At 73.0% G+C, this 23,938-nt stretch carries 24 protein-coding genes; 15 read left to right on the top strand and 9 right to left on the bottom strand.

Annotation, left to right across the window (positions count from 1 at the left end):
- The first annotated feature begins 109 nt into the window (after positions 1-109).
- Positions 110-2,188 carry a PhoX family protein gene (locus ACZ45Z_RS25800; RefSeq protein WP_468366806.1) on the top strand — a complete coding sequence of 693 codons (2,079 nt, stop codon included), beginning with the start codon at positions 110-112 and terminating at the stop codon, positions 2,186-2,188.
- Positions 2,189-2,475: 287 nt separating this feature from the next.
- Positions 2,476-3,768 (top strand): alpha/beta hydrolase, encoded by a 1,293-nt coding sequence (locus ACZ45Z_RS25795; RefSeq protein ID WP_468366803.1) that lies wholly within the window; start codon positions 2,476-2,478, stop codon positions 3,766-3,768.
- Positions 3,769-3,878: 110 nt separating this feature from the next.
- On the opposite strand, the gene ACZ45Z_RS25790 is transcribed toward ACZ45Z_RS25795, so the two are convergent.
- The 3 genes from ACZ45Z_RS25790 to ACZ45Z_RS25780 all read right to left on the bottom strand — a co-directional run bounded on the left by ACZ45Z_RS25790 (position 3,879) and on the right by ACZ45Z_RS25780 (position 6,725).
- A complete protein-coding gene (locus ACZ45Z_RS25790; protein ID WP_468366800.1) occupies positions 3,879-4,709 on the bottom strand; it encodes a polysaccharide deacetylase family protein in 831 nt (276 codons plus the stop codon).
- A gap of 91 nt (positions 4,710-4,800) precedes the next feature.
- Entirely contained in the window at positions 4,801-6,036 is a 1,236-nt protein-coding gene (locus ACZ45Z_RS25785; protein WP_468366797.1) for a sensor histidine kinase, read from the bottom strand.
- A complete protein-coding gene (locus tag ACZ45Z_RS25780; RefSeq protein ID WP_468366794.1) occupies positions 6,033-6,725 on the bottom strand; it encodes a response regulator transcription factor in 693 nt (230 codons plus the stop codon). The genes ACZ45Z_RS25785 and ACZ45Z_RS25780 overlap by 4 nt, the downstream gene beginning before the upstream one ends.
- Before the next feature lie 211 nt (positions 6,726-6,936).
- On the opposite strand from ACZ45Z_RS25780, the gene ACZ45Z_RS25775 reads away from it, so the two are divergent.
- The 5 genes from ACZ45Z_RS25775 (at position 6,937) to ACZ45Z_RS25755 (ending at position 11,725) form a co-directional block, all read left to right on the top strand.
- The gene (locus ACZ45Z_RS25775; protein ID WP_468366791.1) at positions 6,937-7,443 is read left to right on the top strand and encodes a hypothetical protein; all 507 of its coding nucleotides are present in this window, start codon (positions 6,937-6,939) and stop codon (positions 7,441-7,443) included.
- The gene (locus ACZ45Z_RS25770) at positions 7,433-8,542 is read left to right on the top strand and encodes a peptidoglycan-binding protein (protein WP_468366788.1); all 1,110 of its coding nucleotides are present in this window, start codon (positions 7,433-7,435) and stop codon (positions 8,540-8,542) included. The genes ACZ45Z_RS25775 and ACZ45Z_RS25770 overlap by 11 nt, the downstream gene beginning before the upstream one ends.
- Entirely contained in the window at positions 8,539-9,318 is a 780-nt protein-coding gene (locus tag ACZ45Z_RS25765; RefSeq protein ID WP_468366785.1) for an ABC transporter ATP-binding protein, read from the top strand. The genes ACZ45Z_RS25770 and ACZ45Z_RS25765 overlap by 4 nt, the downstream gene beginning before the upstream one ends.
- The gene (locus ACZ45Z_RS25760; RefSeq protein ID WP_468366782.1) at positions 9,315-10,523 is read left to right on the top strand and encodes an ABC transporter permease; all 1,209 of its coding nucleotides are present in this window, start codon (positions 9,315-9,317) and stop codon (positions 10,521-10,523) included. Before ACZ45Z_RS25765 ends, ACZ45Z_RS25760 begins: the two co-directional genes overlap by 4 nt.
- A 260-nt stretch (positions 10,524-10,783) precedes the next feature.
- Complete coding sequence (locus tag ACZ45Z_RS25755; RefSeq protein WP_468366779.1) at positions 10,784-11,725, top strand: NADP-dependent oxidoreductase; 942 nt, start codon at positions 10,784-10,786, stop codon at positions 11,723-11,725.
- Between the two features lie 119 nt (positions 11,726-11,844).
- On the opposite strand, the gene ACZ45Z_RS25750 is transcribed toward ACZ45Z_RS25755, so the two are convergent.
- Positions 11,845-12,822: a hypothetical protein gene (locus ACZ45Z_RS25750; protein ID WP_468366776.1), complete on the bottom strand. Its 978-nt coding sequence runs from the start codon at positions 12,820-12,822 to the stop codon at positions 11,845-11,847.
- 131 nt (positions 12,823-12,953) lie between these two features.
- Positions 12,954-13,277: an ATP-binding protein gene (locus ACZ45Z_RS25745; protein ID WP_468366773.1), complete on the bottom strand. Its 324-nt coding sequence runs from the start codon at positions 13,275-13,277 to the stop codon at positions 12,954-12,956.
- A gap of 5 nt (positions 13,278-13,282) precedes the next feature.
- On the opposite strand from ACZ45Z_RS25745, the gene ACZ45Z_RS25740 reads away from it, so the two are divergent.
- Both ACZ45Z_RS25740 and ACZ45Z_RS25735 read left to right on the top strand, forming a co-directional pair.
- Positions 13,283-14,101, top strand: coding sequence for a helix-turn-helix domain-containing protein (locus ACZ45Z_RS25740; RefSeq protein ID WP_468367033.1), 819 nt, complete (start codon positions 13,283-13,285; stop codon positions 14,099-14,101).
- Between the two features lie 3 nt (positions 14,102-14,104).
- Positions 14,105-14,308: a DUF397 domain-containing protein gene (locus ACZ45Z_RS25735; protein WP_468366770.1), complete on the top strand. Its 204-nt coding sequence runs from the start codon at positions 14,105-14,107 to the stop codon at positions 14,306-14,308.
- Between the two features lie 4 nt (positions 14,309-14,312).
- On the opposite strand, the gene ACZ45Z_RS25730 is transcribed toward ACZ45Z_RS25735, so the two are convergent.
- Positions 14,313-15,353, bottom strand: a complete 1,041-nt coding sequence (locus ACZ45Z_RS25730) for a cation diffusion facilitator family transporter (RefSeq protein ID WP_468366767.1) — start codon at positions 15,351-15,353, stop codon at positions 14,313-14,315.
- 189 nt (positions 15,354-15,542) lie between these two features.
- On the opposite strand from ACZ45Z_RS25730, the gene ACZ45Z_RS25725 reads away from it, so the two are divergent.
- A complete protein-coding gene (locus ACZ45Z_RS25725; protein ID WP_468366765.1) occupies positions 15,543-15,809 on the top strand; it encodes a hypothetical protein in 267 nt (88 codons plus the stop codon).
- Here the strand turns inward: ACZ45Z_RS25725 and tsaD are convergent.
- Positions 15,773-16,912, bottom strand: a complete 1,140-nt coding sequence (gene tsaD, locus ACZ45Z_RS25720; RefSeq protein ID WP_468366762.1) for a tRNA (adenosine(37)-N6)-threonylcarbamoyltransferase complex transferase subunit TsaD — start codon at positions 16,910-16,912, stop codon at positions 15,773-15,775. The genes ACZ45Z_RS25725 and tsaD overlap by 37 nt on opposite strands.
- A 232-nt stretch (positions 16,913-17,144) precedes the next feature.
- On the opposite strand from tsaD, the gene cbiE reads away from it, so the two are divergent.
- Positions 17,145-18,467 carry a precorrin-6y C5,15-methyltransferase (decarboxylating) subunit CbiE gene (cbiE, locus tag ACZ45Z_RS25715; RefSeq protein ID WP_468366759.1) on the top strand — a complete coding sequence of 441 codons (1,323 nt, stop codon included), beginning with the start codon at positions 17,145-17,147 and terminating at the stop codon, positions 18,465-18,467.
- Between the two features lie 44 nt (positions 18,468-18,511).
- Positions 18,512-19,291 (top strand): precorrin-4 C(11)-methyltransferase, encoded by a 780-nt coding sequence (gene cobM, locus ACZ45Z_RS25710; protein WP_468366756.1) that lies wholly within the window; start codon positions 18,512-18,514, stop codon positions 19,289-19,291.
- A 125-nt stretch (positions 19,292-19,416) separates the two neighbouring features.
- Here the strand turns inward: cobM and ACZ45Z_RS25705 are convergent, their stop codons facing one another.
- Positions 19,417-19,893, bottom strand: a complete 477-nt coding sequence (locus ACZ45Z_RS25705; RefSeq protein WP_468366753.1) for a MarR family winged helix-turn-helix transcriptional regulator — start codon at positions 19,891-19,893, stop codon at positions 19,417-19,419.
- A 184-nt stretch (positions 19,894-20,077) separates the two neighbouring features.
- On the opposite strand from ACZ45Z_RS25705, the gene ACZ45Z_RS25700 reads away from it, so the two are divergent.
- Positions 20,078-21,091 (top strand): SMP-30/gluconolactonase/LRE family protein, encoded by a 1,014-nt coding sequence (locus tag ACZ45Z_RS25700; protein ID WP_468366750.1) that lies wholly within the window; start codon positions 20,078-20,080, stop codon positions 21,089-21,091.
- Positions 21,092-21,259: 168 nt separating this feature from the next.
- Here the strand turns inward: ACZ45Z_RS25700 and ACZ45Z_RS25695 are convergent, their stop codons facing one another.
- Positions 21,260-22,408 carry a cobalt-precorrin-5B (C(1))-methyltransferase gene (locus tag ACZ45Z_RS25695; protein ID WP_468366748.1) on the bottom strand — a complete coding sequence of 383 codons (1,149 nt, stop codon included), beginning with the start codon at positions 22,406-22,408 and terminating at the stop codon, positions 21,260-21,262.
- Between the two features lie 35 nt (positions 22,409-22,443).
- On the opposite strand from ACZ45Z_RS25695, the gene ACZ45Z_RS25690 reads away from it, so the two are divergent.
- The gene (locus ACZ45Z_RS25690) at positions 22,444-23,229 is read left to right on the top strand and encodes a cobalt-precorrin-6A reductase (RefSeq protein ID WP_468366745.1); all 786 of its coding nucleotides are present in this window, start codon (positions 22,444-22,446) and stop codon (positions 23,227-23,229) included.
- A gap of 337 nt (positions 23,230-23,566) precedes the next feature.
- Positions 23,567-23,932: a type VII secretion target gene (locus ACZ45Z_RS25685; RefSeq protein ID WP_468366742.1), complete on the top strand. Its 366-nt coding sequence runs from the start codon at positions 23,567-23,569 to the stop codon at positions 23,930-23,932.
- The last annotated feature ends 6 nt before the right edge of the window (positions 23,933-23,938 follow it).

Here is a 23,938-nt window from a genome sequence, read left to right as displayed (position 1 = left end):
ATGCCGGGAGGCGGGGCGGCGCCCATAGCGTCACGGCGAATCGAACGGTCGCGTTCGATGCCGTCCGGCTCCCGGGAAGGGCCGCACGGATCCATACGGAGGGGAAAGCGTGCGCAAGTTTCTGCCACTGATCGGCTCGCATCCGGGCGGGCGTTCGGCCATGACCTGCCGGTACCGCTGTGGCGACGCGTGTTTTCACGACACGCCCAATGTGAGCGGCAACGAGTACGTCGGTGAGGTCATCGCGGGGGCCCTCTCGCGTCGGTCGGTGGTGCGGGCGGCGGCCGTGGTGACGGTCGCGGCGGCCGCGGGCGGCGCCCTGGCCGGTGCGGGTGCGCCCGAGGCCGCGGCCGCCACCGCCGACGACGCCGCGAGCGCGGCCGGCGGGAAGACGGGCAAGGCGGCGCGGGGGCTGCGGTTCCCGACGGTCGCGCCCAACACCGTTGACGCGGTGGTCGTTCCGGACGGGCATGCGCAGAATGTCCTCATCCGATGGGGTGACCCGATTCTGCGCGGGGCGCCGGCCTTCGACCCGGAACGGCAGTCGGCCACGGCGCAGGCGGGTCAGTTCGGTTACAACAACGACTACATGGCGGTGCTGGACGTGCCGGGCGAGCGCGGCCGGCAACTGCTGGTGATCAACCACGAGTACACCGACGAGCAGCTCATGTTCGCCGGCTACGACGCGGAGAACCCGACCCGCGAACAGGCGGAGATCGGCTGGGCCGCGCACGGGCTGTCCGTCCTCGTGGCGCAGGAGGAGCGGCGGACGGGGAAGCTGACGGCGGTCACCCGCCACCACCTCAACCGGCGGATCACCGGCACCACGCCGTTCGACGTCACCGGCCCGGCGGCGGGCAGCGAACTGCTGAGGACGTCCGCCGACCCCGAGGGCACCCGCGTACTCGGCACGCTCAACAACTGCGGCGGCGGCATCACGCCGTGGGGCACGGTGCTCTCCGGTGAGGAGAACTTCAACCAGTACTTCGCCAACGGGGGATCCGTCACCGATCCCGCCGCCGCGGCCCGGCTCAAGCGGTACGGGATCACGGGGGGTGCGAGCCAGCGCAAGTGGGAGCGGTTCGACCGGCGCTTCGATGTGACGCGTGAGCCCAACGAGGCGAACCGGTTCGGGTGGGTCGTGGAGATCGACCCGTACGACCCCGAGTCGACACCGCGCAAGCTGACGGCGCTGGGGCGCTTCAAGCACGAGGCGGCCGAGCCGCGGCTGACGGCGGACGGCCGGCCGGTGCTCTACATGGGCGACGACGAGAAGTTCGACTACTTCTACAAGTTCGTCTCCGGCAAGCGGATGAAGCGGGGCGGCGGACGGGCCGCCCGGGAGCACAACCGCACGCTGCTGGACGAGGGGACGCTGTACGTCGCGAAGTTCACGGGGGACAGCCCGGCGGACGAGATCGACGGCTCCGGGAAGCTGCCGGAGGACGGGCGGTTCGACGGGTCGGGGCGGTGGATCCCGCTGGCGACCGGCACCACCTCGCATGTGCCGGGGATGACGGCGGAAGAGGTGTACGTCTTCACGCGGATGGCCGCCGACAAGGTGGGCGCCACGAAGATGGACCGACCCGAGGATGTCGAGCCCAGCCCGCGCACCGGCCGCGTCTACATCGCGCTGACGAACAACGGCGACCGGGGCAAGGCCGGCAAGGCGCCCGCCGACGAGGCCAATCCGCGCAACGCCAACAAGCACGGGCAGGTTCTGGAGCTGGCCGAGCACCGGGACGACCCGGCGGCGGGCCGTTTCCACTGGCGGCTGTTCCTGGTGTGCGGCGACCCCGAGGACCCCTCGACGTACTTCGGCGGCTTCCCCAAGGACCAGGTCAGCCCGATCTCCTGCCCGGACAACCTCACCTTCGACGCGTACGGCAACCTGTGGATCTCGACGGACGGCAACGCGCTGGGCAGTCATGACGGGCTGTTCGGTGTGGCGACGGCCGGCGCCCGGCGGGGCGAGGTCCGGCAGTTCCTGACCGTGCCGACCGGTGCCGAGACGTGCGGGCCGATCGTGCAGGACCGGCGGGTGCTGGTCGCCGTGCAGCACCCGGGCGAGGTGGACGGCGCGAGTGTGGAGCGGCCGGCGTCGCTCTGGCCGGACGGGCCCGGGAAGCTGGTGCGGCCGTCGGTGGTCGGCGTGTGGCGCGAGGACGGGCGGGACATCGGGGCGTAAAAGCCGCGCGGGCGGGCGTCGGTGGGGTCGCGGAGCCCCGCGCACGGCCCGTCGCGTCGGTGCTGCCACGTGAGCCGGGGCGCCCCTGTTGCCGGGGGAAGGGGCGCCCCACATCACGCCGCGGAAACGGGAAGGCAAGATCTGGGTAAGAAGTAAGTCGTTCAGGTATCCGATTCGCAGGTGTGCCCCTCTTCTCCGGTGACCATTGTCCGGAGCCGCCCGTTGTGCCTCTAGGCGGCCGTTAAAAAGGCAAGAACCCTTTCGAGGGTGACGGGAGATGTGGGCGCATGGGGCTGACCAGTCAGTCGCTCGAATACACGGTGATCGTGCTGGCCTTGATCAGCGTGGCCGCCACGGTCTGGCTCTGGCCCCGGCTGTCGCGGCGCGGCCTGCGGCCCGTCCTGGGCAGGCTCGGCGCCATCGCGGTCACGCAGCTCTCCATCCTGTGCGCCCTCGCCCTCGCGGTGAATTCGAGCTTCGAGTTCTACGGCACCTGGGACGACCTCCTGGGCAACGAGGAGAAGGCACCGGTGTCGGTCAGCAACGGCGGCGGGCAGTACGCCTCCGTCGGCGACACCAAGGGCGGCCTGGTCCAGCCGGCCGGCCCGCAGGGCCTCGACCGGGTGACCGGCCTTCCCCAGGGCCCCGCCGACAAGGTCGGCAAGATCGAGTCCGTCCGCATCATCGGCCGCCGGACGCGCGCCATCAACCCGGGCTTCGTCTATCTGCCGCCGCAGTATTTCCAGCCGCAGTTCCGCCGCCAGCGGTTCCCCGTCATGGTCGTCATCAGCGGTTACCCCGGCGGCATCATGAACCTCGCCCAGCACCTCCAGGTGCCGCAGAACGCCGGCCGGCTGATCGCGCAGGGCAAGATGCAGCCCACCGTGATCGTCATGGTGCGGCCGACCATCGCGCCGCCCCGGGACACCGAGTGCGTGGACGTGCCGGACGGACCGCAGGCCGAGACGTTCTTCACCAAGGACCTGCCGGACGCCATGAAGTCGGCGTACCGGGTGGGCCGCGACCCCAGCGCCTGGGGCGCGTTCGGCTATTCGTCCGGTGGCACCTGCGCGCTCCAGCTCGCGATGCGCAATCCCGGGATCTACACCTCGGCCGTGTCCCTCTCCGGTGACTACGCGATCAAGGACGACCTCACCACCGGCAGCCTCTTCGGCAGCGGCGAGGACGGCGCGCGGCGCGAGCGCGAGCACGATCTGCTGTGGCGTCTGGAGCACCTGCCCGCACCGCAGATCTCCGCGCTGGTGGCCAGCAGCCGCAAGGGCGAGAAGGGCTACGGCCCCACCATGCGGTTCGTCCGCGCGGCGAAGCCGCCGATGACGGTGGACTCGATCATCCTGCCGCAGGGCAGCCACCAGTTCACGACGTGGCGGCGCGAGGTCGTGCCCGCGCTGGAGTGGCAGAGTCGGCAGCTCACGTTCCCGCAGGACACGGAGGCCATCGCGCGGCCGGGCAAGCCGACGTCCGGTGCGGCGGGTGCGCCCGGTGGGCCGAAGGCGCCGACCGCGTCGCCGGGGGCCGCCGACCGCAAGCGGGTAGAGGCGGAGCCGTCGCGGGGCTGACGCCGCGAGGATCGTCGAAGGGGGGCGCCGGATTGTCCGGCGCCCCCCTTCGACGTGGTCCGCCGGCCGACGCCCTGCGAGCGGCCCTGCGAGCGGTCCTGTGAGCGGTCCTACGGCCGGTAGACCATCCCCGGCTCCGGCTTCGCCGGGGACAGCAACTGGGAGACGGTGACGACGGTATAGCCGCGCTTCTTGAGTTCCTTGAGGATGCCGGGGACGGCCGGCACGGTGCCCTTGTAGATGTCGTGCAGCAGGATGACGCCGTCGCGCTCGGTCTGTTCGAGCACCCGCTCGGTGATCAGCGCGGAGTCGTTGGTCTGGTAATCCTTGGCGGTCACGCTCCACAGGACCTGCGCGAGCCCCAGCTCCTCGCTGATCCTGGAGACCTCGCCGTCGGTCCTGCCCTGCGGCGGACGCATCAGCCGGGGCGTCTTGCCGGTGAGGTCGCGCACCGCGTCCTGGACCAGGGAGAGCTCCTTCTTCACCTCGGCGGGCGCGATGTCCGTCAGGATCTGGTGCGACCAGGTGTGGTTGGCCAGTTCGTGGCCCTCGGCGTCGATCCGCTTCACGTCCTCGGGACGCTCGGCGATGTGGTTCCTGCCGAGCATGAAGAACGTCGCGTGGACCTTCTCGCGCTTGAGGATGTCCAGCAGCCGGGGGGTGTTCTCGCTGGGGCCCGCGTCGAAGGTGAGGGCGACGCACTTGGCCTTGCGGCAGTCGACGTCCCGGCCGGCGCCGCCGCCGCCGTCCCGCGGCCTCCCGTTCTTCCCGTCCTGCGCGTCCTTCGCTTCGACGGCGGCCGGCGGGGCCTCGTCCCGGGCGTCGGCCGGTGCGGTGACGTCGTACGTCGCGCAGCCGCTGAGGGCCATGGCCAGGGAGGCGGCCGTCAGCAGCCCGGCTATGGACGTGCGGTGGCCCGCGGACCTCTTCTTCTTCGACATGCGGCGGACTATACATAGCAAGTACACACTGGATGTATACATGGGGTGTGTAAGGCATCGGCGGCCCGTTCAGGGCGCGCTCGCGAAGCGATCAGGCGGGCAACCGGGCGGGGAACGTCACCCGTACCGTCAGGCCGCCCCCGGGGTTGGCGTGGGCGGTGGCCGAGGCGGCGTGCGCGCGGGCCAGCGAGGCGACGATCGACAGTCCGAGGCCGGCGCCCTCGCCGGGCGCGTGCCGGCGTTCCTCCAGGCGGCGGAAGGGCTCGAAGAGGTAGGGGACGGACTCCGGCGGCACGGGCGGACCGGTGTTGCTGATCTCCAGGGTGCGGTCGTGGACGCTGAGCGTGATGCGACCGTCGGGACGGTTGTGGCGTACGGCGTTGGCCACGAGGTTGCGGACCAGATGGGCGAGCAGGACCGGGTCGCCGTCGACGGTCAGCGGGAGGACGTCGGTGGCGAGCGTCAGGCCGCGCCGCCAGGCGTCGTCGGCGTACTCGGCGGCCACGGACTCGGCGAGCGCGCCGAGCGCGACCGGCTCCCGGCGTTGCAGCCCCTGGTCGGAGACGGACAGCAGCAGCAAACCCTCGATCAGTTGCTCACTGTCCTCGGCGACCTCGATCAGCTTGCCGCGGATGCGCCGTACGTTGGCCGGGTCCGGGTCCGCCAGGCCGATCTCGGCGGCGGCGCGCTGCACGGCCAGCGGGGTCCGCAGCTCGTGGGCGGCGTTGGCGGCGAACCGCTGCTGCGCGGAGACCAGGTGCTGGATCCGGTCGAGCATTTCGTCGAAGGTGTCGGCGAGGTGCTTGAGTTCGCCGGGCGGCGCGTCCAGTGCGATGCGTTCGTGCAGGTTGGCGGCGGACAGCCGGCGGGCGGTGCGGGTAATGACGGACACCGGGCGCAGCACCCGCCCGGCCATCCACCAGGCCAGCGCCACGGAGACGACGGCGAAGACCAGCAGCGCGGTCAGCGAGACCGTCACCAGGCGGCTGAGCGCGGCCTCTTCGGCGGCACTGGTGATGTTCCTGGTGACGCTGTAGAGGCCGCCGTCGGCGAGCTGCCGGGCGGGGGAGGGCAGCGGCGAGGCCGGGGTCATGGTGGGGCCGGGGGAGGGTATGGCGGTGCCGGCCGGTGCGAGCGGGCCCGGCCGGCTGGGGGCCGCGGTCGTGACGGCCAGGCTGAGGGTGGAGTAGAGGCCGCGCCGCAGCAGGACGTAGACGAGGCCGGTCAGCATCGTGCCGGCCAGGACCAGCAGTCCGCCGTAGAGGGCGGTGAGCCGCAGGCGTTCGCCGCCGGGCAGTCGGCGGCGGCCGGTCGGGGAAGCGCTCATCGCGCGGCTCGTGCCTCTGGTGCGTCCGGCCCCTCGCTCATCCGGTAGCCCGCGCCCGGGACCGTCTCGATCACCGGCGGCTCGCCCAGCTTGGCGCGCAGTTTGCTGAGGGTGACGCGGACGGCGTTGGTGCGGTAGCTGGTGTGCTCCTCCCAGACCTCCTCGATCAGGTCGTCGCCGCTGACCACCGCCCCCTCGGCGCGCAGCAGCACCTCCAGCACCCCGAACTCCTTGCGCGACAGCGCCAGCGGGCGGCCGTCGCGCAGCGCGAGCCGGCGCGCGGTGTCGACGCTCACGCCCGCCCGCTCCAGGACCGGCGGCAGCGCCGGGCGGGCGCGCCGGCCGAGCGCCAGGACCCGGGCGAGCAGCTCCTCGTACGCGAACGGCTTGGTCAGGTAGTCGTCGGCGCCCCGGCCGAGGCCGTCGACCCGGTCGCGGACCGTGCCGGAGGCGGTGAGCATCAGCACCCGGGTCAGCAGCCGCTGCCCGACGACCTGCCGGCAGACCTCGTCGCCGTGCATTCCGGGCAGGTCCCGGTCCAGGACGAGCACGTCGTACGCGCCGAGCCGCAGCTTGCCCAGCGCCTCCCGGCCGTCATGGGCGATATCCGCCGCGATCGCGTCACGGCGCAACCCCTCGGCAATCATTTCCGCGAGGAATTCCTCGTCCTCCACCACCAGAACGCGCATGGGTCATGTGTACCCGACAGGCACCTTTCGGCGGTGTAAACGCGGAGGCCGCCGGGCGCGGCCCAGCCGGCGAGACCTGTTTCGGAGACAGGCGAGAGCTGTTTCCCAGACAGGCGAGACCTGTTTCGGAGACAGGTTAGAGAAACGAAATGCCGCCCCCTGCCAGCCTCTGCGCCGTCGGTCACATCCGAATTCGGCACGGAGGAAAACCATGAGGCAGCGCAAGGCGTCACTCGCGGCGGCATCGTTGATGGCGGGCCTGGCGGTGTTCGCCACCGCCTGCTCCGGCGGGGGCGGCGCGGCGGACAAGGGCGCGGGCGGCGGCTCCGGCGCGGGCGGGAAGGGCAAGGCGGCGGACGCGGCGTACAAGCACCGCCAGTGCCTGCGGGAACACGGGGTGAAGGTCGAGGAGCCCAAGCCGGGGCAGGACCCGCGCAGCATGGTCGTCGGCGGCGATCAGAAAACCGATCCGGCCAAGATGAAGAAGGCGTTCAAGGCGTGCCAGGACAGCGGTCCGGGCGCCGGTCAGGACGGGCCGAGCCAGGCGGACAAGGACAAGGCGCTCGCGTACGCCCGCTGTATGCGCGAGAACGGATTCCACATGCCCGACCCCAAGTTCGGCGGCGACGGGATGCAGAAGGCGATGGGCATTCCCAAGGGCCAGGAAAAGAAGTTCGAAAAGGCCAACTCGGCGTGCGGCGGCCAGAATGCCGGCTGACGAGCGGCGGCCGGACGCCCGCCGCGGCCGCGCGAAGACCTCCGTGCTCTGCGCACTGGCCGTCGTCGCCCTGCTGGCCGGCGGCGGCGCGGCGCTCGGCTCGTTCACCGGCCGGGCGGACACCGGAGCGCGGCACGGCGGCGGGGGCGCCCTGCCGCCCGCCACCGACACCGTCCGGCGCCAGGACCTCAGCAACAGCACCCAGGTCGACGGCACCCTCGGCTACGCCAAGGAACGCAGGATCAACGCCGGTGCGAGCGGCACCCTGACGTGGCTGCCCGCCACCGGCTCCACGGTGCGGCGGGACGGCGCGCTCTACGAGGCCGACGGCCACCCGGTCCGGCTGATGTACGGCCCGAAACCCATGTACCGGCCCCTGAAACAGGGGGACGAGGGCGAGGACGTCCAGCAGTTGAAGGAGAACCTGCGCGCGCTGGGCTACGGCGACCAACTGGCCACGGACGAGGAGTTCACCGCGGGCACCACCGACGCCGTCAAGCGCTGGCAGAAGGCGCACGGCCTGAAACAGAGCGGCACCACCGGCCCGGACCAGATCTCCTTCCAGCCCGGCGCCGTACGGATCAGCGCGAGAGCGGCGGCGGTCGGCGACCAGGCCGCGCCCGGCCGGCCGGTGCTGTCCGTCACCGGTTCGGCGCGCGAGGTCCGGGTCAAGCTCGATGTCGCGCAGGCCGCTCTGGCCGAGCCCGGCACCGAGGTCACGGTGAACCTGCCGGACGGCACCACCGCCGGCGGCAAGGTCGCCTCGGTCGACCGGACGGTCACCGAGGAGGGTGGCGACGGCCAGGAGAAAACCCCGAAGATCACCGCGCGGGTCACCTTCACCGACCCCGGCGAGGTCACCGCCTTCGACCGGTCGCCGGTCACCGTCGACCTCGTCGGCGAGGTACGCGAGGACGTGCTGACGGTGCCGGTCAACGCGCTGCTCGCCCTGCCCTCGGGCGGCTTCGGCGTCCAGGTTGTCGAGGGCGGCAGGGCCCGCGAAGTGCGGGTGAAACTGGGCATGTTCGGCCAGGGCCGGGTCGAGGTCACCGGCGGCGGCCTGAAACCGGGCACGAAGGTCGGGGTGCCGGCGTCATGAACGGCCCCCCGACCGCAGAGCCCACTCTGCCGGCCGCCCCACCCCCCACCCCCCACCCCACCGATCACGTCGTCACCGATTACGTCGTAGAACTGGCCGGAGTCACCAAGGAGTACCCCGGCGGGGTCGCCGCGCTGCGCGGGGTCGACCTCCGGGTGGCGCGCGCGGAGTTGCTGGCCATCGTCGGCCCGTCCGGCTCCGGCAAGTCCACGCTGCTGCACATCGTCGGCACCCTGGACCGCCCGACGGCCGGCGCGGTCACCCTCGCGGGCCACGACGTGGCCGCGCTGACCGACCGCCGGCTGTCCGCACTGCGCGCCCGGCACATCGGCTTCGTCTTCCAGTCCTTCCACCTGGTGCCCGGCATCAGCGCACGGGACAACGTCGCCGAGGGCCTGCTGTACTCCGGCCTGCCGCGGGCCGTCCGCCGCCGCCGGGCGGCGGACGCCCTGGAACGGGTCGGGCTCGCCGACCGGATGGGACACCGCCCGCACGAGCTGTCGGGCGGTCAGAAGCAGCGGGTGGCCATCGCGCGGGCGGTGGTCGGCGAACCCGATCTGCTGCTGGCCGACGAACCGACCGGCGCGCTGGACTCCGCCTCCGGCGAGGCGGTCATGGCCCTGCTGCACGACCTCAACAAGGAGGGCGCCACCATCGCCGTCATCACGCACGACAGCGACATCGCCGCCGCGCTGCCCCGGCAGGTACGGATCCGCGACGGCCGGGTGGTCGCGGACGAGCGGCACACCACCGCGCCCCGGAGCGCGGAGCGGTGAGGCACAAGGGACCGGCCGCCGAACTCGCCCCCTCCCCCCTCGGCCCGCGCGATGTCCTGCACGTCGGCTCCGCCGGCCTGCGCACCCGCCCCCTGCGCGTCGTCCTGTCCGCGCTCGGCATCGCCATCGGCATCGCCACGATGATCGCGGTGGTCGGCATCTCCGCCTCCAGCAAGGCCCAACTCCTGCGCAAGCTCGACACGTTGGGTACCAACCTGCTGGTCGTCACGCCCGGTCAGGGCATGTTCGGGGAAAAGGTGAAGCTGGACGGACAGGCGCCGGGAAGGGTCGGGCGGATCGAGGGGGTGCGGCAGGTGGGCGCCACCGGCGACCTGTCCGCCGTCGTGCGCCGCAACGAGAAGATCCCCCGGGAGGAGACCGGCGGTATCACGGTCAAGGCCGCCGACGAGGGCCTGCTGCGTACGCTGCGCGGCACCATGGCGGCCGGCTCCTGGCTCAACCGCGCCAACGGCCGCTACCCCTCCGTCGTCCTCGGCGACGTCAGCGCCGACCGGCTCGGCATCACCCGGCCCGGCCAGCAGGTCCACCTCGGCGGCCGTTACTTCACCGTCGTCGGCATCCTCGGCCCGCTGCCGCTGGCCCCCGAGATCGAACGGTCCGCCCTGGTGGGCTGGTCGGCCGCGCGCGACCTGCTCGGCTTCGACGGCCACCCCACGGCCGTCTACGAGCGGTCCACCGACGCGTCCGTGCACGCCGTACGCGACCTGATCCCGCGCACCGTCGATCCGCGCAATCCGCGCAACGTGCAGGTCACCGACCCGTCCTCGGCGCTCCAGGCCAAGGCGCAGGCGGCGGGCGCGTTCACGGATCTGCTGCTCGGGCTGGGCGGGGTGGCCCTGCTCGTCGGCGGGGTCGGGGTCGCCAACACCATGATCATTTCGGTGTTGGAGCGCCGGCACGAGATCGGGTTGCGCCGCTCCATGGGCGCCACCCGGGGCCAGATCCGCCTCCAGTTCGTGACCGAGTCCCTGCTGCTGTCGGGCCTGGGCGGGCTCGCCGGCATCGTCCTGGGCGCGGCCGCCACCTACGTCTTCGCGGCCGCGGGCGGCATGCCGTGGGTGGTGCCGCCCTGGGCGGTCGGCGGCGGTTTCGGCGCGACGCTGGCGATCGGCTGCGTCGCCGGCCTCTACCCGGCCGTACGGGCCGCCCGCCTCTCGCCCACGCTCGCCCTCCAGGCGGCGTAGGACCGGCGGCGGGCCGGGCCCGGCCCACGCGGTCCACGAGGACCGGGCCCGGCCCACGCGGCTCACGAGGTGCGGGCCCGGTCACGCCGTCCGCTCCTCCCAGGACCCGGCCACACGTTCGGCGGCGGCCGGACCGGGCCGGCACGGGGGCCGTACGAGTTGCTTAAGGGGCACCGCCTGTCCTCCTGCCGCGTCCGGCACCACCGGCGTGCTTACGATCCACTCCGGCCCCCGGTTCGGAAGGGTGGAAGGAACGCACGATGAGAGCCGTAGCAGTCAGCGCATTCGGTGAACAGCCGCAGCTCATGGATCTGCCACAGCCCGAACCAGGGCCGGGTGAGGTACTCGTGCGGCTGTCGGCCGCCGGGCTCAACCCCGTCGACTGGAAGCTCGCCGACGGCCTGCTCGGCGCGGCGGTGCCCGCGATCTTCCCCCTCATCCTGGGTTCGGACGGGGCGGGCGAGGTGCTCGCGATCGGGACCGGGGTGCGACGGTTCACGGTCGGCGACGCGGTGTTCGGCCAGTTCCAGCGGCCGGAGCGGGGCGGCGGTTCGTACTGCGAACTCGCCCTCGCCGACGAACGGTCCATCGCCCCGGCCGCCCGCAGCGTGACCTACGCCGCCTCGGCGGCCGTCCCGATGGCCGGGACGGCCGCCTACAACCTGGTCGAGGAGACGCGGGTCAGCGAGGGGCGGCGGGTGCTGATCGTCGGCGCGACCGGCGGGGTGGGCACCTTCGCCACCCAACTGGCGGCCGGCCGCGGCGCCGAGGTGATCGCCACCGCCCGCCCGCCCAAGTCGGACCTGATGCACGCGCTGGGCGCCACCGAGACCATCGACCACACCGCGGCCCCGGTCGCCGACCAGGTGCTCGCCGCCCGCCCCGACGGTGTGGACGTCCTGATCGACCTGGTCAGCGGGCCGGAGGACTTCGTGGAGTTGACCCGGACGGTACGCGACGGCGGCACGGCCGTCTCCACCATCGGCTCCGCCGACGCGGACATCCTGACCGAACACAACCTCCGCGGCTTCAACTTCGCCAACCGCCCCTCCCCCCAACTCCTGGAAATCCTCGCCGGCCAGGTCGACGCCGGCCGCCTGACCGTCCTCGTCGGCCGCGAGGTCCCCCTGGAGGAGGCCCCGGACGCCCTCGCGACAAGCCGCACGGGACGGGCACAGGGGAAGACGGTGTTGACGCTCTGAGGCGGTGGGCGGTGGGGGGCGACAGACAAAAGGCAGCGGACGGCGGACAGCGGACAGCGGACGGCGGACGGCGGACGGCGGATAGCGGAAGGCCGCCGGACGTTTGCGCCGCGCCGCCGTCACCGATACCCGCCGCGCCGCAGTGCCCGTACGGCCGGTGGTCCCGCCGCGGCGACGGTGGCGGTCAGGAGTGCGGCGGTCAGGAGGAGCCAGACGGCGGTGCGCAGGGGGGCGGTGAGGGCGTCGGTGTAGGCGTCGGCGGCCGGGCGGGAGATCGCGGTGGGCAGGGCGTTGAGGAGGCGGGTGCGGGCGGCGGCGAGGGCGGTGGCCAGCAGGGCGGTGGTCGTCGCGCAGGCCGCCCCGGCGCAGATCAGGGCGCGCCGCCGGCGGCGGGTCAGCAGCAGTCCGGCCGCCAGGCACAGGGCCGCCGCCGGGGGCAGCGACAGCGCCGCCGTACGCACGCCCTGGTAGACGGCCCGGACCCGTGGCACGTCGGGGGACCTCAGCAGCACGAACTCGCGCCCGGCGACGGGGATCCGCCGGGCGATGTCGATGCCCAGGCCGTTCGTGGACAGCCGGTGTCTGACGCGTTCGACGACCGGCGCGAGATCGACGGTCACCGGACCGTCCCCGGAGGCCGTCAGGGTGCCGTCCAGGGCCCGGTGGGCGCTGCGGTGGACATCGGCCCACAGGGCGGGGAAGGCCCGTCCGGTGACGACCCGGCGCACCTGTTCGCCGACGAACTCGCGGATCCCACGGGAGAACCGCGCGCGCAGCGCGGGCCGCTCGGCGCGCGGGACGGCCGCCAGCAGCCCGTCGAGCCGGACCTGTGCCATCACTCCGTCGGTGACGTCGGCGACGATGGCGTCCTGGACGGCGCGGTGCCCGGCGAGCGGGGCGACCGCCGTCACGTAGCTGTCGGTGTCGGCGAGTTCGGTCCGCGCCCACACGGCCACCACGCTCAGCGGCAGCAGCAGCGCCGCGAGCAGCAACAACAAGCCCCCACCGAACGCGCGTCCGGGCCGCCCGGGCCGCTGCGGCGCGCCGTCCGCCTCCGCCGCCCGACCGCCGGCGCATTCGGGTGCGCTCGCTGACATCGCGTCCGGATCCTTCCTGAACGGCGGCTGCGGCCACCTCTCAGACAATCCCCCGCGCACCCCGCCCGCGACCGGAGCCGGTGCCAACGGGTGACCGGGCGGCGGGTCGGCGGGTCGGCGGGTCGGCGGGCTCACCCGGGTGAGCGGGCGCCGTCCACCCGTAGCTCCAGCTCGCACCACACCGTCTTGCCGACGCCCAGCAGGTGCACTCCCCACCGGGCGGAGAGCGTATGGACCAGGAGTAACCCCCGTCCGTACGTGGCGTCCGGCGCGCGCTCGCTCTCGTACGGCAGGCGCTCACCACGGGCATCGGTCACCGCGATCCGCAGCGAGCCCGTGGTGAGGAGGAGCCGCACACGGAAGAGGCGGCCGCGCACGGCACCGTGCACCAGCGCGTTGGTGGCCAGCTCGGAGACCAGCAGCCGTACGTCGTCCGCGAGCGGGGCGCACCTCAACTGTCCTGGGGCGGAGGCTCGGTGGGGAGCTCATGCGGCACCGCACCGCGGCTGGTCTGACACAAACCCAGGCCGCGAAGGTGCTCACCGCTTCCACGGGCAAGGTCGCGAAGATGGAGGGCGGCTGGGTCCCCGTGCGGGATCCGGACATCCGGGCTCTGTGCGAGGCGTACGGCGTGGAGGACCCTACGGTCGTGGGCGGGCTGCTGGAACTGGCCCGCGTTGACCGCGAACGCCGCAAGGCCAAAGGCTGGTGGAACGACGCGCCCTTCTCCCCGTCGATGAAGGAGTACTCCGTCCTGGAGAGCGCCGCCAAGGCCATCAAGACCTGGCAGATCGCCTTCGTCCCGGGCCTGCTGCAAACCTCCGACTACGTACGGGCGCTCAACCCGGATGACCACTTCGTCACCGCGAGGCTGGCTCGCCAGGGCCGGCTCACGGACGACCCGCCGCTTCGGTTGCAGGCGGTCGTCTTCGAATCCGTTCTGAGGAATCTGGTCGGCGGCGCGGCCGTGATGCGTGGACAGCTTGAGCACCTCGCCGCGATGGCGCAGATGCCGAACGTCAGCGTCCGGGTGCTTCCGTTCAGTGCCGGTGCGCGATTGGGCCTGGGCTGCGGCTTCAGCGTTCTCTCCTTCGCCGAGCCGGGAGCGATGGAAGTGGTCTACGCCGAGCTCCCGCGTATGCCGCTGTGGATCGAGGGCGGAGAGGGGGCTGCCGATGGCGACTTCCTTAATGACGACCTGTTCGAGAAAATCGCACAGCAAGCGCTTGGCGACAACGAGTCGCGAGCGTTCATCAGCAGCCTCAGCAAAGAACTGTGAGCGATGACCGAATTCGAGTTCCTCAAGTCCAGCTTCAGTGACCCTCACAACGAGTGCGTGGAGGTGGCCACCAACATCCCCGGCACCGTCGGCATACGCGATTCCAAGGACCCCGGCGGCCCCGTGCTCCGGCTCGTGCCGGGCTCGTGGGCCGCGTTCCGGGCCGCCGTCGTGGCGGGCGGATTCGAGGGGCAGGGGACCGCGTGAGGGCCTAGTGCTCGTGCGGGCCGGGGCGGTGGACCGGACCGTGGATGTCCTCGCAGTGGGGGGCGGGGGGCGGCTCGGGGGCCGGGCCGGGGCTCAGGGTGAGGAGTTCGTCGGCGGGGGCCCATTCGCCCACGTGGTCGACCTGGAGCGTGGCGTGGGTGATGCCGTACCGGTCGCTGAGGAGTTCCTGGAGGCCGCGGCGGACCTTGTGGCAGTCGCCGCCCGGGGCGACGAGGATGTGCGCGGACAGGGCCGGCTGGCCGGAGGTGATCTGCCAGATGTGCAGGTCGTGGATCTCCACGACCTCGTCGGCGGAGGCGAGGTGGTCGCCGAGCGCGTCCGGGTCGACGCCGGCCGGCGCGGCCTCCATGAAGATCCGCCCGGATTCGCGGACCAGACCGGTACCGGCCTTCAGCATCAGGGCGACGACCACGAGCGTGGCGATCGCGTCGGCCCGCGCGAAGCCGGTGGTCAGCACGATCAGACCGGCGATCGCGGTGGCGATGAAGCCGAACAGGTCGGTGAGGATGTGCTGGTAGGCGCCCTCGACGTTGAGGCTGGAGCGGTTGGCCCGGGACAGCAGCCAGGCGCAGACGAGGTTGACGACGACGCCGGAGAGCGCGGTGACGACCACCAGGCCGCCGGTGACCGCGGGCGGCGAGATCAGCCGGTCGACCGCCTCGTAGGCGAGCCAGACGGAGAGCAGCAGCAGCGTGATGCCGTTGGCCTGCGCGGAGAGGATCTCGGCCCGCTTGAGGCCGTAGGTGTAGCCGCCGCGGGCCGGCCGCGCGGCCAGCCGCATCGCCAGGAGCGCCAGCACGATCGAGACGGCGTCGGTGAGCATGTGGGCGGCGTCGGAGATCAGCGCCAGGGACTGGGCCAGGAAGCCGATGACGACCTCGACGGCCATGTAGACGGTGATCAGCAGGAGCGCGGCGCGCAGCCAGCGGCGGTCGGCGTCGGGGGAGACGGCGTGGGAGTGGCCGTGCGTATGGGGGTGTGCGGGCTGCCCCGTCCCGTCGTGCCCGTGGGCGTGCTCGGTCATGGCGCGCTCCTTCCTGGGTCCTCGCTGCGAAGCAAACCGCACATCGGCGAAAGATCCAAAGGCTGCACCGGTGACCGTTGTCATTACCGTCGAACGGCCGCCCGGCGCCGCGCGCGGTCTACCACCCTCGGGTGTAAATCGGTCGGAGGCGGCAATGCGGACCGGTGTCGCCCGATACCCTCCCGAAGCATGGGTAGCTTCGCCGACGAAGCGCGCACACGGCTGGCGAACCTGCTGCGCATGGCAGGAGACAGCGCGCGGGATCGGGAAAAGATCATCTCTTATGTCGCCGCCACCCCTGACCCGCCACCGCTCGGCCCGCGCGGTATCCGGACGAGCGGCTGCCCGCGCTGTCACAACACCATGTGGGGCCAGCGCGATTCGGACGGGCAGCCCATCTCCGTCTGCGCCCGGTGCGGCTACGTCAAAGAGGGGGAGGACTTCGCGCGGTCCTGAGCGCGGAGCAGGTCCCCGGCGGTAGCGGGCTCCCGCGCCACCGGATGCAGCGCCGCGTACTCCAAGGGAGCCGACGGGTCGATCGAGACGTCCCAGGGCGCGGGCCGGGCGCCGGCGCGGACCAGCAGGTCGCCGACCGCGGCGATCATCGCGCCGTTGTCCGTGCACAGACGCGGTGGCGGTACCCGCAGCGTGATGCCGGCCGCCGCGCACCGTTCCTCGGCCAGGGCCCGCACCCGGGAGTTGGCGGCCACCCCGCCGACGACGACCAGCGTTCCCACGCCGTGCTCGGTGCAGGCGGCCACCGCCTTACGGGTCAGCACGTCGGCGACCGCCTCCTGGAGCGAGGCCGCGCCGTCCGCGACGGGCAGCGGCCGGCCCGTGGCGCGGTGGTGTTCGGCCCAGCGGGCGGCCGCCGTCTTCAGGCCCGAGAAGGAGAACGTGAAGCGGTGCGCGGGCGGGCCGCCGGTGAGCGGGCGGGGAAAGGGGACAGCGCGCGGATCCCCCTCGCGCGCTGTCCGGTCTATGGCCGGGCCGCCGGGATACGGCAGCCCGAAGAGGCGCGCGGCCTTGTCGAAGCACTCCCCCGCGGCGTCGTCGAGCGTGTCGCCGAGGTGGGTGATCGGGTCGCGCGCCAGGTCCCGTACGAGCAGCAGCGAGGTGTGGCCGCCGGAGACGATGAGGACCACGCACGGGTCGGGCAGCGGGCCGTGTTCGAGGGTGTCGGCGGCGACGTGCCCGGCGAGGTGGTGCACGCCGTAGAGGGGGACGCCGAGCGCGTACGCCAGTGACTTGGCGCCGGCCAGCCCGACCTGGAGCGCGCCGGACAGCCCCGGGCCGCAGGTCACCGCGACCGCGCCGATGTCGGCCGCGCGCAGCCCCGCGTCGGCCAGGGCGCCGCGCACGACGGGCGTCAGGGCGTGGACGTGGGCGCGGGCGGCGATCTCGGGCACCACGCCGCCGAACCGGGCGTGCGCGTCCATGCTCGACGCGAGGGCGTGCCCGAGCAGCTTGCCGTCGCGCACCAGGCCCGCGCCCGTCTCGTCGCAGGAGGATTCGATCCCCAGCACCACCGGCGTGCCCGCCGATCCGGTCCCCCTCACCGATCCGATCCCCTCGTCCTCACCTTTGCCGTCGCCCTGGGCGTCGCCTTTGCCGTCACCCTGGGCGTCGCCTTGCCGTCGCCTCGGCGCTCGTTGCAGCCTGACACTTATTGCAACATATACGCAATAAGGGCTGCCGGGATGCGGCCGCCCGGTCACCGCCCCCGGCCGCCCGGTCAGTAGAGTTCGGCACCCGGCCCCCGTCCCCTTCTGACCTCCGAGGTATTCGGCAGTGAGCCCCGCACCACCCCTCTACGTCGTCGGCATCGGGGCCGACGGCTGGGACGGCCTGCCCGCCGCGTCCCGGCACGCCCTGCGCGAGGCCGAGGTGCTGATCGGCGGGCCGCGCCAACTGGCCCTGCTGCCCGGGCGGTGCGCGGGCGAACGCGTCGCCTGGCCCTCCCCGCTGCGCCCCGCCGTCCCCGGCCTCCTCGCCGCGCACGCCGGGCGCCGGATCTGCGTACTGGCCAGCGGCGACCCGATGTTCCACGGCATCGGCCGGACGCTGACCGAGGTGCTGGGCGAGGACGCCGCGCGGCTGCGAATCCTGCCGCACCCCTCTTCCGTGTCCCACGCCTGCGCCCGGCTGCGCTGGCCGGTGGAGGACACCGAGGTCGTCACGCTCGTCGGGCGGCCCGTCGAGAACCTCGCCGCCGCGCTGCACGACGGCCGACGGCTGCTGGTGCTGTCCGCCGGCGCCGGCACCCCCGCCGAGGTCGCGGCCCTGCTGCGCACGCGCGGCTTCGGCCCGACCCGGATGCGGGTGCTCGAACAGCTCGGCGGGGACCGGGAGCGGACGGCCGAGGGCACCGCCGCCGACTGGGCGCACCCGCCCGCCGACCCGCTCAACGTCATCGCCCTGGACTGCGTCCGCGAGCCGGGCGCGCTGCGGCTGCCGGCCGTGCCGGGGCTGCCGGACGCGGCGTACGAACACGACGGCCAGCTCACCAAGCGCCACGTACGCGCCGCCACCCTCGCCGCGCTGGCGCCCGCGCCCGGTGAACTGCTGTGGGACATCGGCGGCGGCTCCGGCTCCATCGCCATCGAGTGGCTGCGCACCCACCGCGGTTGCCGCGCGGTCAGCGTCGAGCGCGACCCGGTACGGGCCGAGCGGATCGGGCGCAACGCCCGCACGCTCGGCGTACCGGCACTGCGCGTCGTCCACGGCCCCGCGCCCGCCGCGCTGGGCGGCCTGCCCACGCCCGACGCGGTCTTCATCGGCGGCGGACTGACCGTCCCCGGCCTGCTCGCGGCCTGCTGGGAGGCGCTGCCGGCGGGCGGCCGGATCGTCGCCAACACCGTGACGCTGGAGTCCGAGGCACTGCTCGCCGACTGGTACCGGCGGCACGGCGGCGAACTGGTCCGCCTCGCGGTCGCGCACGCCGTACCCGTCGGCGGCTTCACCGGGTGGCGGCAGGCGATGCCGGTCACCCAGTGGGCGGCGGTCAAACCGGCGGGCGAACCGGCGGGCGAACCGGTGGTCGGACCGGCGGGCACGGCGCGGAGCGCGACCGAGGCCGCCCCTCCGGCCCCCGACGCGCCCAAGGCCACGTAAGCCTTCCTCCCCTCCCTCCCCCCTCCCCAGGAGAACCAAGAGCGATGACCGTCCACTTCATCGGTGCGGGCCCCGGCGCCGCCGACCTGATCACCGTGCGCGGCGCCCGCACCCTCGCCGCCTGCGACGTCTGCCTGTACGCCGGCAGCCTCGTGCCGCGCGAACTGCTCGCCGAATGCCCGCCCGGCGCCCGGCTCGTCGACACCGCGCAACTGGACCTCGACACCATCACCGCCGAGATGGTCCGCGCCCACGAAGAGGGCCACGACGTCGCCCGGCTGCACTCCGGCGACCCGTCCGTCTTCAGCGCGGTCGCCGAGCAGATGCGCCGCCTGGACGCCGCCGGGGTGCCCTACGACGTCGTGCCCGGCGTCCCCGCGTTCGCCGCCGCGGCCGCCGCCCTCAAGCGGGAGCTGACCGTCCCGACCGTCGGCCAGACCGTCATCCTCACCCGCGTCGCCCAGCGCGCCACCCCCATGCCCGACGGCGAGGACCTCGCCACCCTCGGCCGCAGCGGCGCCCTCCTGGTCCTGCACCTGGCGGCGATGTACGTCGACCGGGTGGTGGACGAACTCCTCCCGCACTACGGCGCCGACTGCCCCGCCGCCGTCGTCGCGATGGCCTCCCGCCCCGACGAACTGGTCCTGCGCGGCACGCTCGCCGACATCGCCGGCCAGGTGAAGGCCGCGGGCGTCGTCCGTACCGCCGTCATCATGGTGGGCCGCACTCTCGGCGCCGAACAGTTCCGCGACAGCCACCTCTACTCCGCGGACCGCGAACGGCCGCACGGGGCGTGCGACGCGCCCGCCCCGGTCCAGGAGTAGGCCCCGGCCCCGGGGCGGCCCCAGGCCCAGGCGGAAACCCCGTGGCGGGCGCCTCGTAGGGGATACGCGTAGCGGGCGCTCCGTAGGGGATACGTGTAGCGGGCGCTCCGTAGCGGGCGCCGCCCTCACCTCCCCGTCGTCGTGCCCGCTCCTCCGGCCGGTGCGGGCCTGACCGATTCGAGAAGGTCCACACACCGCCCGAGAAGCGCGACGAGCGACGCGCGTTCCTCCTCGGTGAACTCGTCCGCCAAGGCGCGCTCGACCCGGATGGCCCGCGCGTCGGCATCGGCCATGACCGACCGGCCCTCGTCCGTCAGGCGGATCTCCAGCACGCTCTTGTGCCATTCGTGCGGGGTGCGTTCGATCAGGCCGCGCTCCTGAAGGTTCTTCAGCACGGTGTTCATGGTCGGCGGGGTGACCCCGCACGCCCGCGCGAGCCCGGCCGCCGAGATGCCGGGCCGCTCGGTGAGGAACAGCAGGGCCGCGTACTGCGGGACGGTCAGGCCGGCCGGCTTGAGCACGGCCTGCTTGGTCGCGTTGAGGGCCTGTTCGGCACGCTTGAGATGCGAGCCGAGGCGCTCGGCGGCGGGCATGGACGTCATTCACGCATCGTAACGAGCCCTTAGCCCTAAGAACCTTGACGACCATTAGAACTCTAATTACCGTTAGTGTTGATCGTCGTCGCCATCCTCACCATTTCCGTCGTCGTCATTGTCGTCATCGTCGAGATCGTCGAGCAGAGAGGCGCGTGACACCGTGTCCCGTTCTTTCCGGCACCATCCCGTGGTGGCAGCCGCAGCCACCACCGTCGCCGTCGTGGCCCTCGCCACCGCCCTGCCGCCGGCGGCCACGGCCCGACCGGCGGCCCCCCGTCCGTCCACGCAGGCGCAGCACCCCGCCCCGGCCCGCATCCAGGCCGCCTACGACCTCCCGGACGACCGGGCCTACCCGGAGGGCATCGCCGCGGACCCGCGCACCGGGGACCTCTACGTCGGTTCGTACAGCACCGGGGCGGTGTACCGGATCACCCCGGGCCACCGGGCCGCGAAGGTCTTCCTCGCGGCGGGCACGGACGGGCGGACCACCGCCAACGGCCTGAAGGTGGACCGCGCCGGGCGGCTGTGGGTCACCGACTCCACCGCGGGTGTCGCCGTGTACGACCTCCGTCAGCGCCGCCTGCTCGCCCGTTTCGACGTGCCGGGCGAGGAGGCGTCCTTCGTCAACGACCTCACCCTCACCCCGGACGGCAGCGCCTACCTCACGGACAGCGCGCGAGCGGTGATCTACCGCGTCACCCCGGAGCAGCTCGCCCGAGCCACCGAGGGCTCCGGCCGGGGCACGCTCACCCCCCGGTTCGATCTGTCCGGCGCCCTGGCACCGCACGCCCCCGGCGCGTTCACCCTCAACGGCATCGCCGCCGCCCCCTCGGGCCGTTACCTGCTCACGGTCGACATGAGCGGCGGCCACCTCTACCGCGTCGATCTCACCGACGGCGGGATCCGCCGCGTCACCCTCACCGGCGGCGGCATGACCGCCGCTGACGGCCTCGAACTGCGGCACGGCACCCTCTGGGCGGCCCACAACACCCGCAACGCGATCAGCCGCTGGCACCTCTCCGCCGACGGCACCAGGGCGCGCAGGGTGCACCAGGTCACCGACGACTCCCTTCAGATCCCCACCACACTGGTCCGCCAGGGCGGGCGCCTGCTGGTGGTCCGCTCACAGTTCGACAAGGGCGGCCCGATGGGCCCGGGGACCCCGCGGACGCCGTTCTCCGTGGCGGCGGTGTACGGAATCTGACGCCCCGCGAGAGGGAACGGACGGCTCAGCCGGGGTCTGACTCCCCGCTCTGTCCCGCTCCCAGCTCTGTCCCGGACCCTGCGGTCGCGGACCCTGCGGTCGCGGACCCTGCGGTCGCGGACCCTGCGGTCGCGGACCCTGCGGTCGCGGACCCTGCGGTCGCGGACCCTAGGGTCGCGGCCCTTGGGGCTCCGCCCGTCCCACGACCATGCCGGACCGGTCGATGCAGATGACGTCGACGGCGACCGGCGCGCCGCGCAGTACGGCGAGTGCCTCGTCGCGGGCCGCGGCGGCCACCAGGTCGCCCAGCGGGACACCGGCCGCCGCGCACAACTGGAGTGCGGCGAGCCCGGTGTTGGCCTCGGCCACCGCGTTCGCCAGGGCCTCGTCCGCGCCGCCGCGCCGCGCCAGGGTGGCGAGGAAGCCCTTGTCCACCTGGGACCGCGCGGAGTGCAGGTCGAGATGCCCGGCAGCCAGCTTCGACAGCTTGGCGAAGCCGCCGCACAGCGTCAGCCGGTCGACGGGGTGGCGGCGGATGTACTTCAGCACCGCGCCCGCGAAGTCCCCCATGTCCAGCAGCGCGTCCTCGGGCAGCTTGTGCACGGCCACCACGGTCTTCTCCGACGTCGAACCGGTGCAGCCGGCGACGTGCCGCCGCCCCGCCGCGCGCGCCACGTCCACCCCGCGCCGGATGGAGTCGATCCACGCGGAGCAGGAGTACGGCACGACGATCCCCGTCGTCCCCAGGATGGACAGCCCGCCCAGGATGCCCAGCCGCGGATTCCAGGTACTGCGGGCGATCTCCTCGCCGTGGTCGACGGAGATCTCGACCTCCACGTCCGCCGCCGCACGGCCGTGGCGGGCGGCCACCGCCGTCAGATGCTCGCGCATCATCTGCCGCGGTACGGGGTTGATCGCCGGCTCCCCGACGTCCAGGGGCAGGCCGGGCCGCGTCACGGTCCCGACGCCGGGCCCCGCCTTGAACACGATGCCGGAACCGGCCGGCAGAGCCTGGACGGTCGCTCGGATCAACGCCCCGTGCGTCACGTCCGGATCATCGCCCGCGTCCTTCACCACTCCCGCCATCGCGGTGGTCCCGGCCGGGGCCAGATCCTCCACCGCGAGGGCGAAGGCGGGTGTCTGCCCCTTCGGCAGCGTGATCGTCACCGGATCGGGGAACGCGCCGCTCAGCAGCGCGGTGTACGCGGCCGTGCTCGCCGCCGTCGCGCACGCGCCGGTCGTCCAGCCGGGCCGCAGCCCGGTGTGCGCGAGCTGCGCGCTGCGCCCTCCCGTACCCTTCGGTTGCGCTTCAGCCATGGAAGGACCCGCGACCGATGAAGGACCCGCGCCCGATGAACGACGCAGCCCGCGCGGCACGCCACGTGCTGATCCTCGGCGGCACGACCGAGGCCCGCCACCTGGCCGCGGAGCTGACGGCGCCGGCCGACGCGCCCCGGGTGACGACGTCCCTCGCGGGCCGGGTCGCCGCGCCCAGGCTGCCCGCCGGGGAGGTCCGCATCGGAGGGTTCGGCGGCCCCGAGGGCCTCGCCCGCTGGCTGCGCGAGCACGCGGTGGACGCGCTCATCGACGCCACCCATCCTTTCGCCGGCACGATCAGTCACAACGCGGCCCGGGCGGCCGCCACCGCCCATGTTCCCCTGCTGGCCCTGCGCCGGCCCGGCTGGGTCCCGGTCGCGGGCGACACCTGGCACCCGGTCGGCTCCCTGGAGGAGGCCGCGGCGGCCGTCCCGGGCCTCGGCGGCCGCGCCTTCCTGACGACCGGCCGCATGGGCCTCTCCCAATTCGCCCACCTCACCGACGTCTGGTTCCTCGTACGCTCCGTGGACCCGCCGGAGCCCCCGTACCCGCCCCGTATGAAGGTCCTGCTCGACCGGGGCCCCTTCACCCCGGAGGGCGAGCGCGCCCTGCTCCGCGACCACCGCATCGACGTCCTGGTGACAAAGGACAGCGGCGCGACGGCGACGGCCGCCAAATTGACGGCCGCGAGGGAGGCGGGGATACCGGTCGTTATCGTCCGCCGCCCCCCGACACCTGAGGGAGTTCCCGTGGCAGCGGACCCGGGCCAGGCGGTCGCATGGCTACAGGGCCTTTTCAACGGGTCCGGCACAGCAAACTGAACCGATTCGCCTCGCGAATCGCTCCCGGCATTCCACAGGGCGCTGCGCCGCTTCCGATATTGACGACAGCGTGATCCCAGCAAGAACCCGTCGGCCCCACTCCGCTCTTCGCAGCCGCCGCCGGGAGGGCCTTCTTGCGCACTGTGAAGACCGGCCGACTCGGGACGAACGCGAACTGGACAACAAGATTGGCCGGATCTCATGCCGTCGCGGTAAGGGCCTTTCTGGACCATCACGTATGGTGGCAGGCTGTCCAGTCCTGGGGGAGCTCGATAGTGCGCGACCTCCCGGACGCCGGGCCCAGAAGTGCTGAACAAAACGGGGAATCGGGGGAAACGTGTCGACCACTCATGTCGACCCGGCTGCGCTGCGCGCGGCCGCCGTCCATGGCCAGGAGATGCAGGCCGGTGTCGCAACTGCCCTGGGCAGTTTGAACGCACATCATCAGGCCGTGCCGGGGCAGACGGAGGGCTTTGAATTCGCTGCAGAGCTGCTGAGAACTCATCAGGCTTGGCATGACCGCCTCAGTGATGTCCAGAAGGAGTGCGGTGAGACCGCGCGATCGCTCCGGGCCTCTGCGGACAACTACGAGAAGAACGACGAGGAAACCGCCAAGTCGTTCACTCGGTCCGCTGCTGGAAGTTCTGTTTCCGTCCGCCCGGCGATGCAAAGCGCTGCTCGCTACGACAGCCCTTTTGGATGATGCCCG

Source organism: Streptomyces sp. NPDC031210 (genome assembly GCF_055570395.1).
This window is presented reverse-complemented; position numbering and strand designations above follow the sequence as displayed.

What these genes read in the sequence shown, in the direction of transcription:
- ACZ45Z_RS25795 (WP_468366803.1), top strand. Translation starts at nt 2,476, where the DNA reads ATGGGGCTGACCAGTCAGTCGCTCGAATACACGGTGATCGTGCTGGCC.
- ACZ45Z_RS25790 (WP_468366800.1), bottom strand. Translation starts at nt 4,709, where the DNA reads ATGTCGAAGAAGAAGAGGTCCGCGGGCCACCGCACGTCCATAGCCGGG.
- ACZ45Z_RS25785 (WP_468366797.1), bottom strand. Translation starts at nt 6,036, where the DNA reads ATGAGCGCTTCCCCGACCGGCCGCCGCCGACTGCCCGGCGGCGAACGC.
- ACZ45Z_RS25780 (WP_468366794.1), bottom strand. Translation starts at nt 6,725, where the DNA reads ATGCGCGTTCTGGTGGTGGAGGACGAGGAATTCCTCGCGGAAATGATT.
- ACZ45Z_RS25775 (WP_468366791.1), top strand. Translation starts at nt 6,937, where the DNA reads ATGAGGCAGCGCAAGGCGTCACTCGCGGCGGCATCGTTGATGGCGGGC.
- ACZ45Z_RS25770 (WP_468366788.1), top strand. Translation starts at nt 7,433, where the DNA reads ATGCCGGCTGACGAGCGGCGGCCGGACGCCCGCCGCGGCCGCGCGAAG.
- ACZ45Z_RS25765 (WP_468366785.1), top strand. Translation starts at nt 8,539, where the DNA reads ATGAACGGCCCCCCGACCGCAGAGCCCACTCTGCCGGCCGCCCCACCC.
- ACZ45Z_RS25755 (WP_468366779.1), top strand. Translation starts at nt 10,784, where the DNA reads ATGAGAGCCGTAGCAGTCAGCGCATTCGGTGAACAGCCGCAGCTCATG.
- ACZ45Z_RS25750 (WP_468366776.1), bottom strand. Translation starts at nt 12,822, where the DNA reads ATGTCAGCGAGCGCACCCGAATGCGCCGGCGGTCGGGCGGCGGAGGCG.
- ACZ45Z_RS25735 (WP_468366770.1), top strand. Translation starts at nt 14,105, where the DNA reads ATGACCGAATTCGAGTTCCTCAAGTCCAGCTTCAGTGACCCTCACAAC.
- ACZ45Z_RS25730 (WP_468366767.1), bottom strand. Translation starts at nt 15,353, where the DNA reads ATGACCGAGCACGCCCACGGGCACGACGGGACGGGGCAGCCCGCACAC.
- ACZ45Z_RS25725 (WP_468366765.1), top strand. Translation starts at nt 15,543, where the DNA reads ATGGGTAGCTTCGCCGACGAAGCGCGCACACGGCTGGCGAACCTGCTG.
- cobM (WP_468366756.1), top strand. Translation starts at nt 18,512, where the DNA reads ATGACCGTCCACTTCATCGGTGCGGGCCCCGGCGCCGCCGACCTGATC.
- ACZ45Z_RS25705 (WP_468366753.1), bottom strand. Translation starts at nt 19,893, where the DNA reads ATGACGTCCATGCCCGCCGCCGAGCGCCTCGGCTCGCATCTCAAGCGT.
- ACZ45Z_RS25695 (WP_468366748.1), bottom strand. Translation starts at nt 22,408, where the DNA reads ATGGCTGAAGCGCAACCGAAGGGTACGGGAGGGCGCAGCGCGCAGCTC.
- ACZ45Z_RS25690 (WP_468366745.1), top strand. Translation starts at nt 22,444, where the DNA reads ATGAACGACGCAGCCCGCGCGGCACGCCACGTGCTGATCCTCGGCGGC.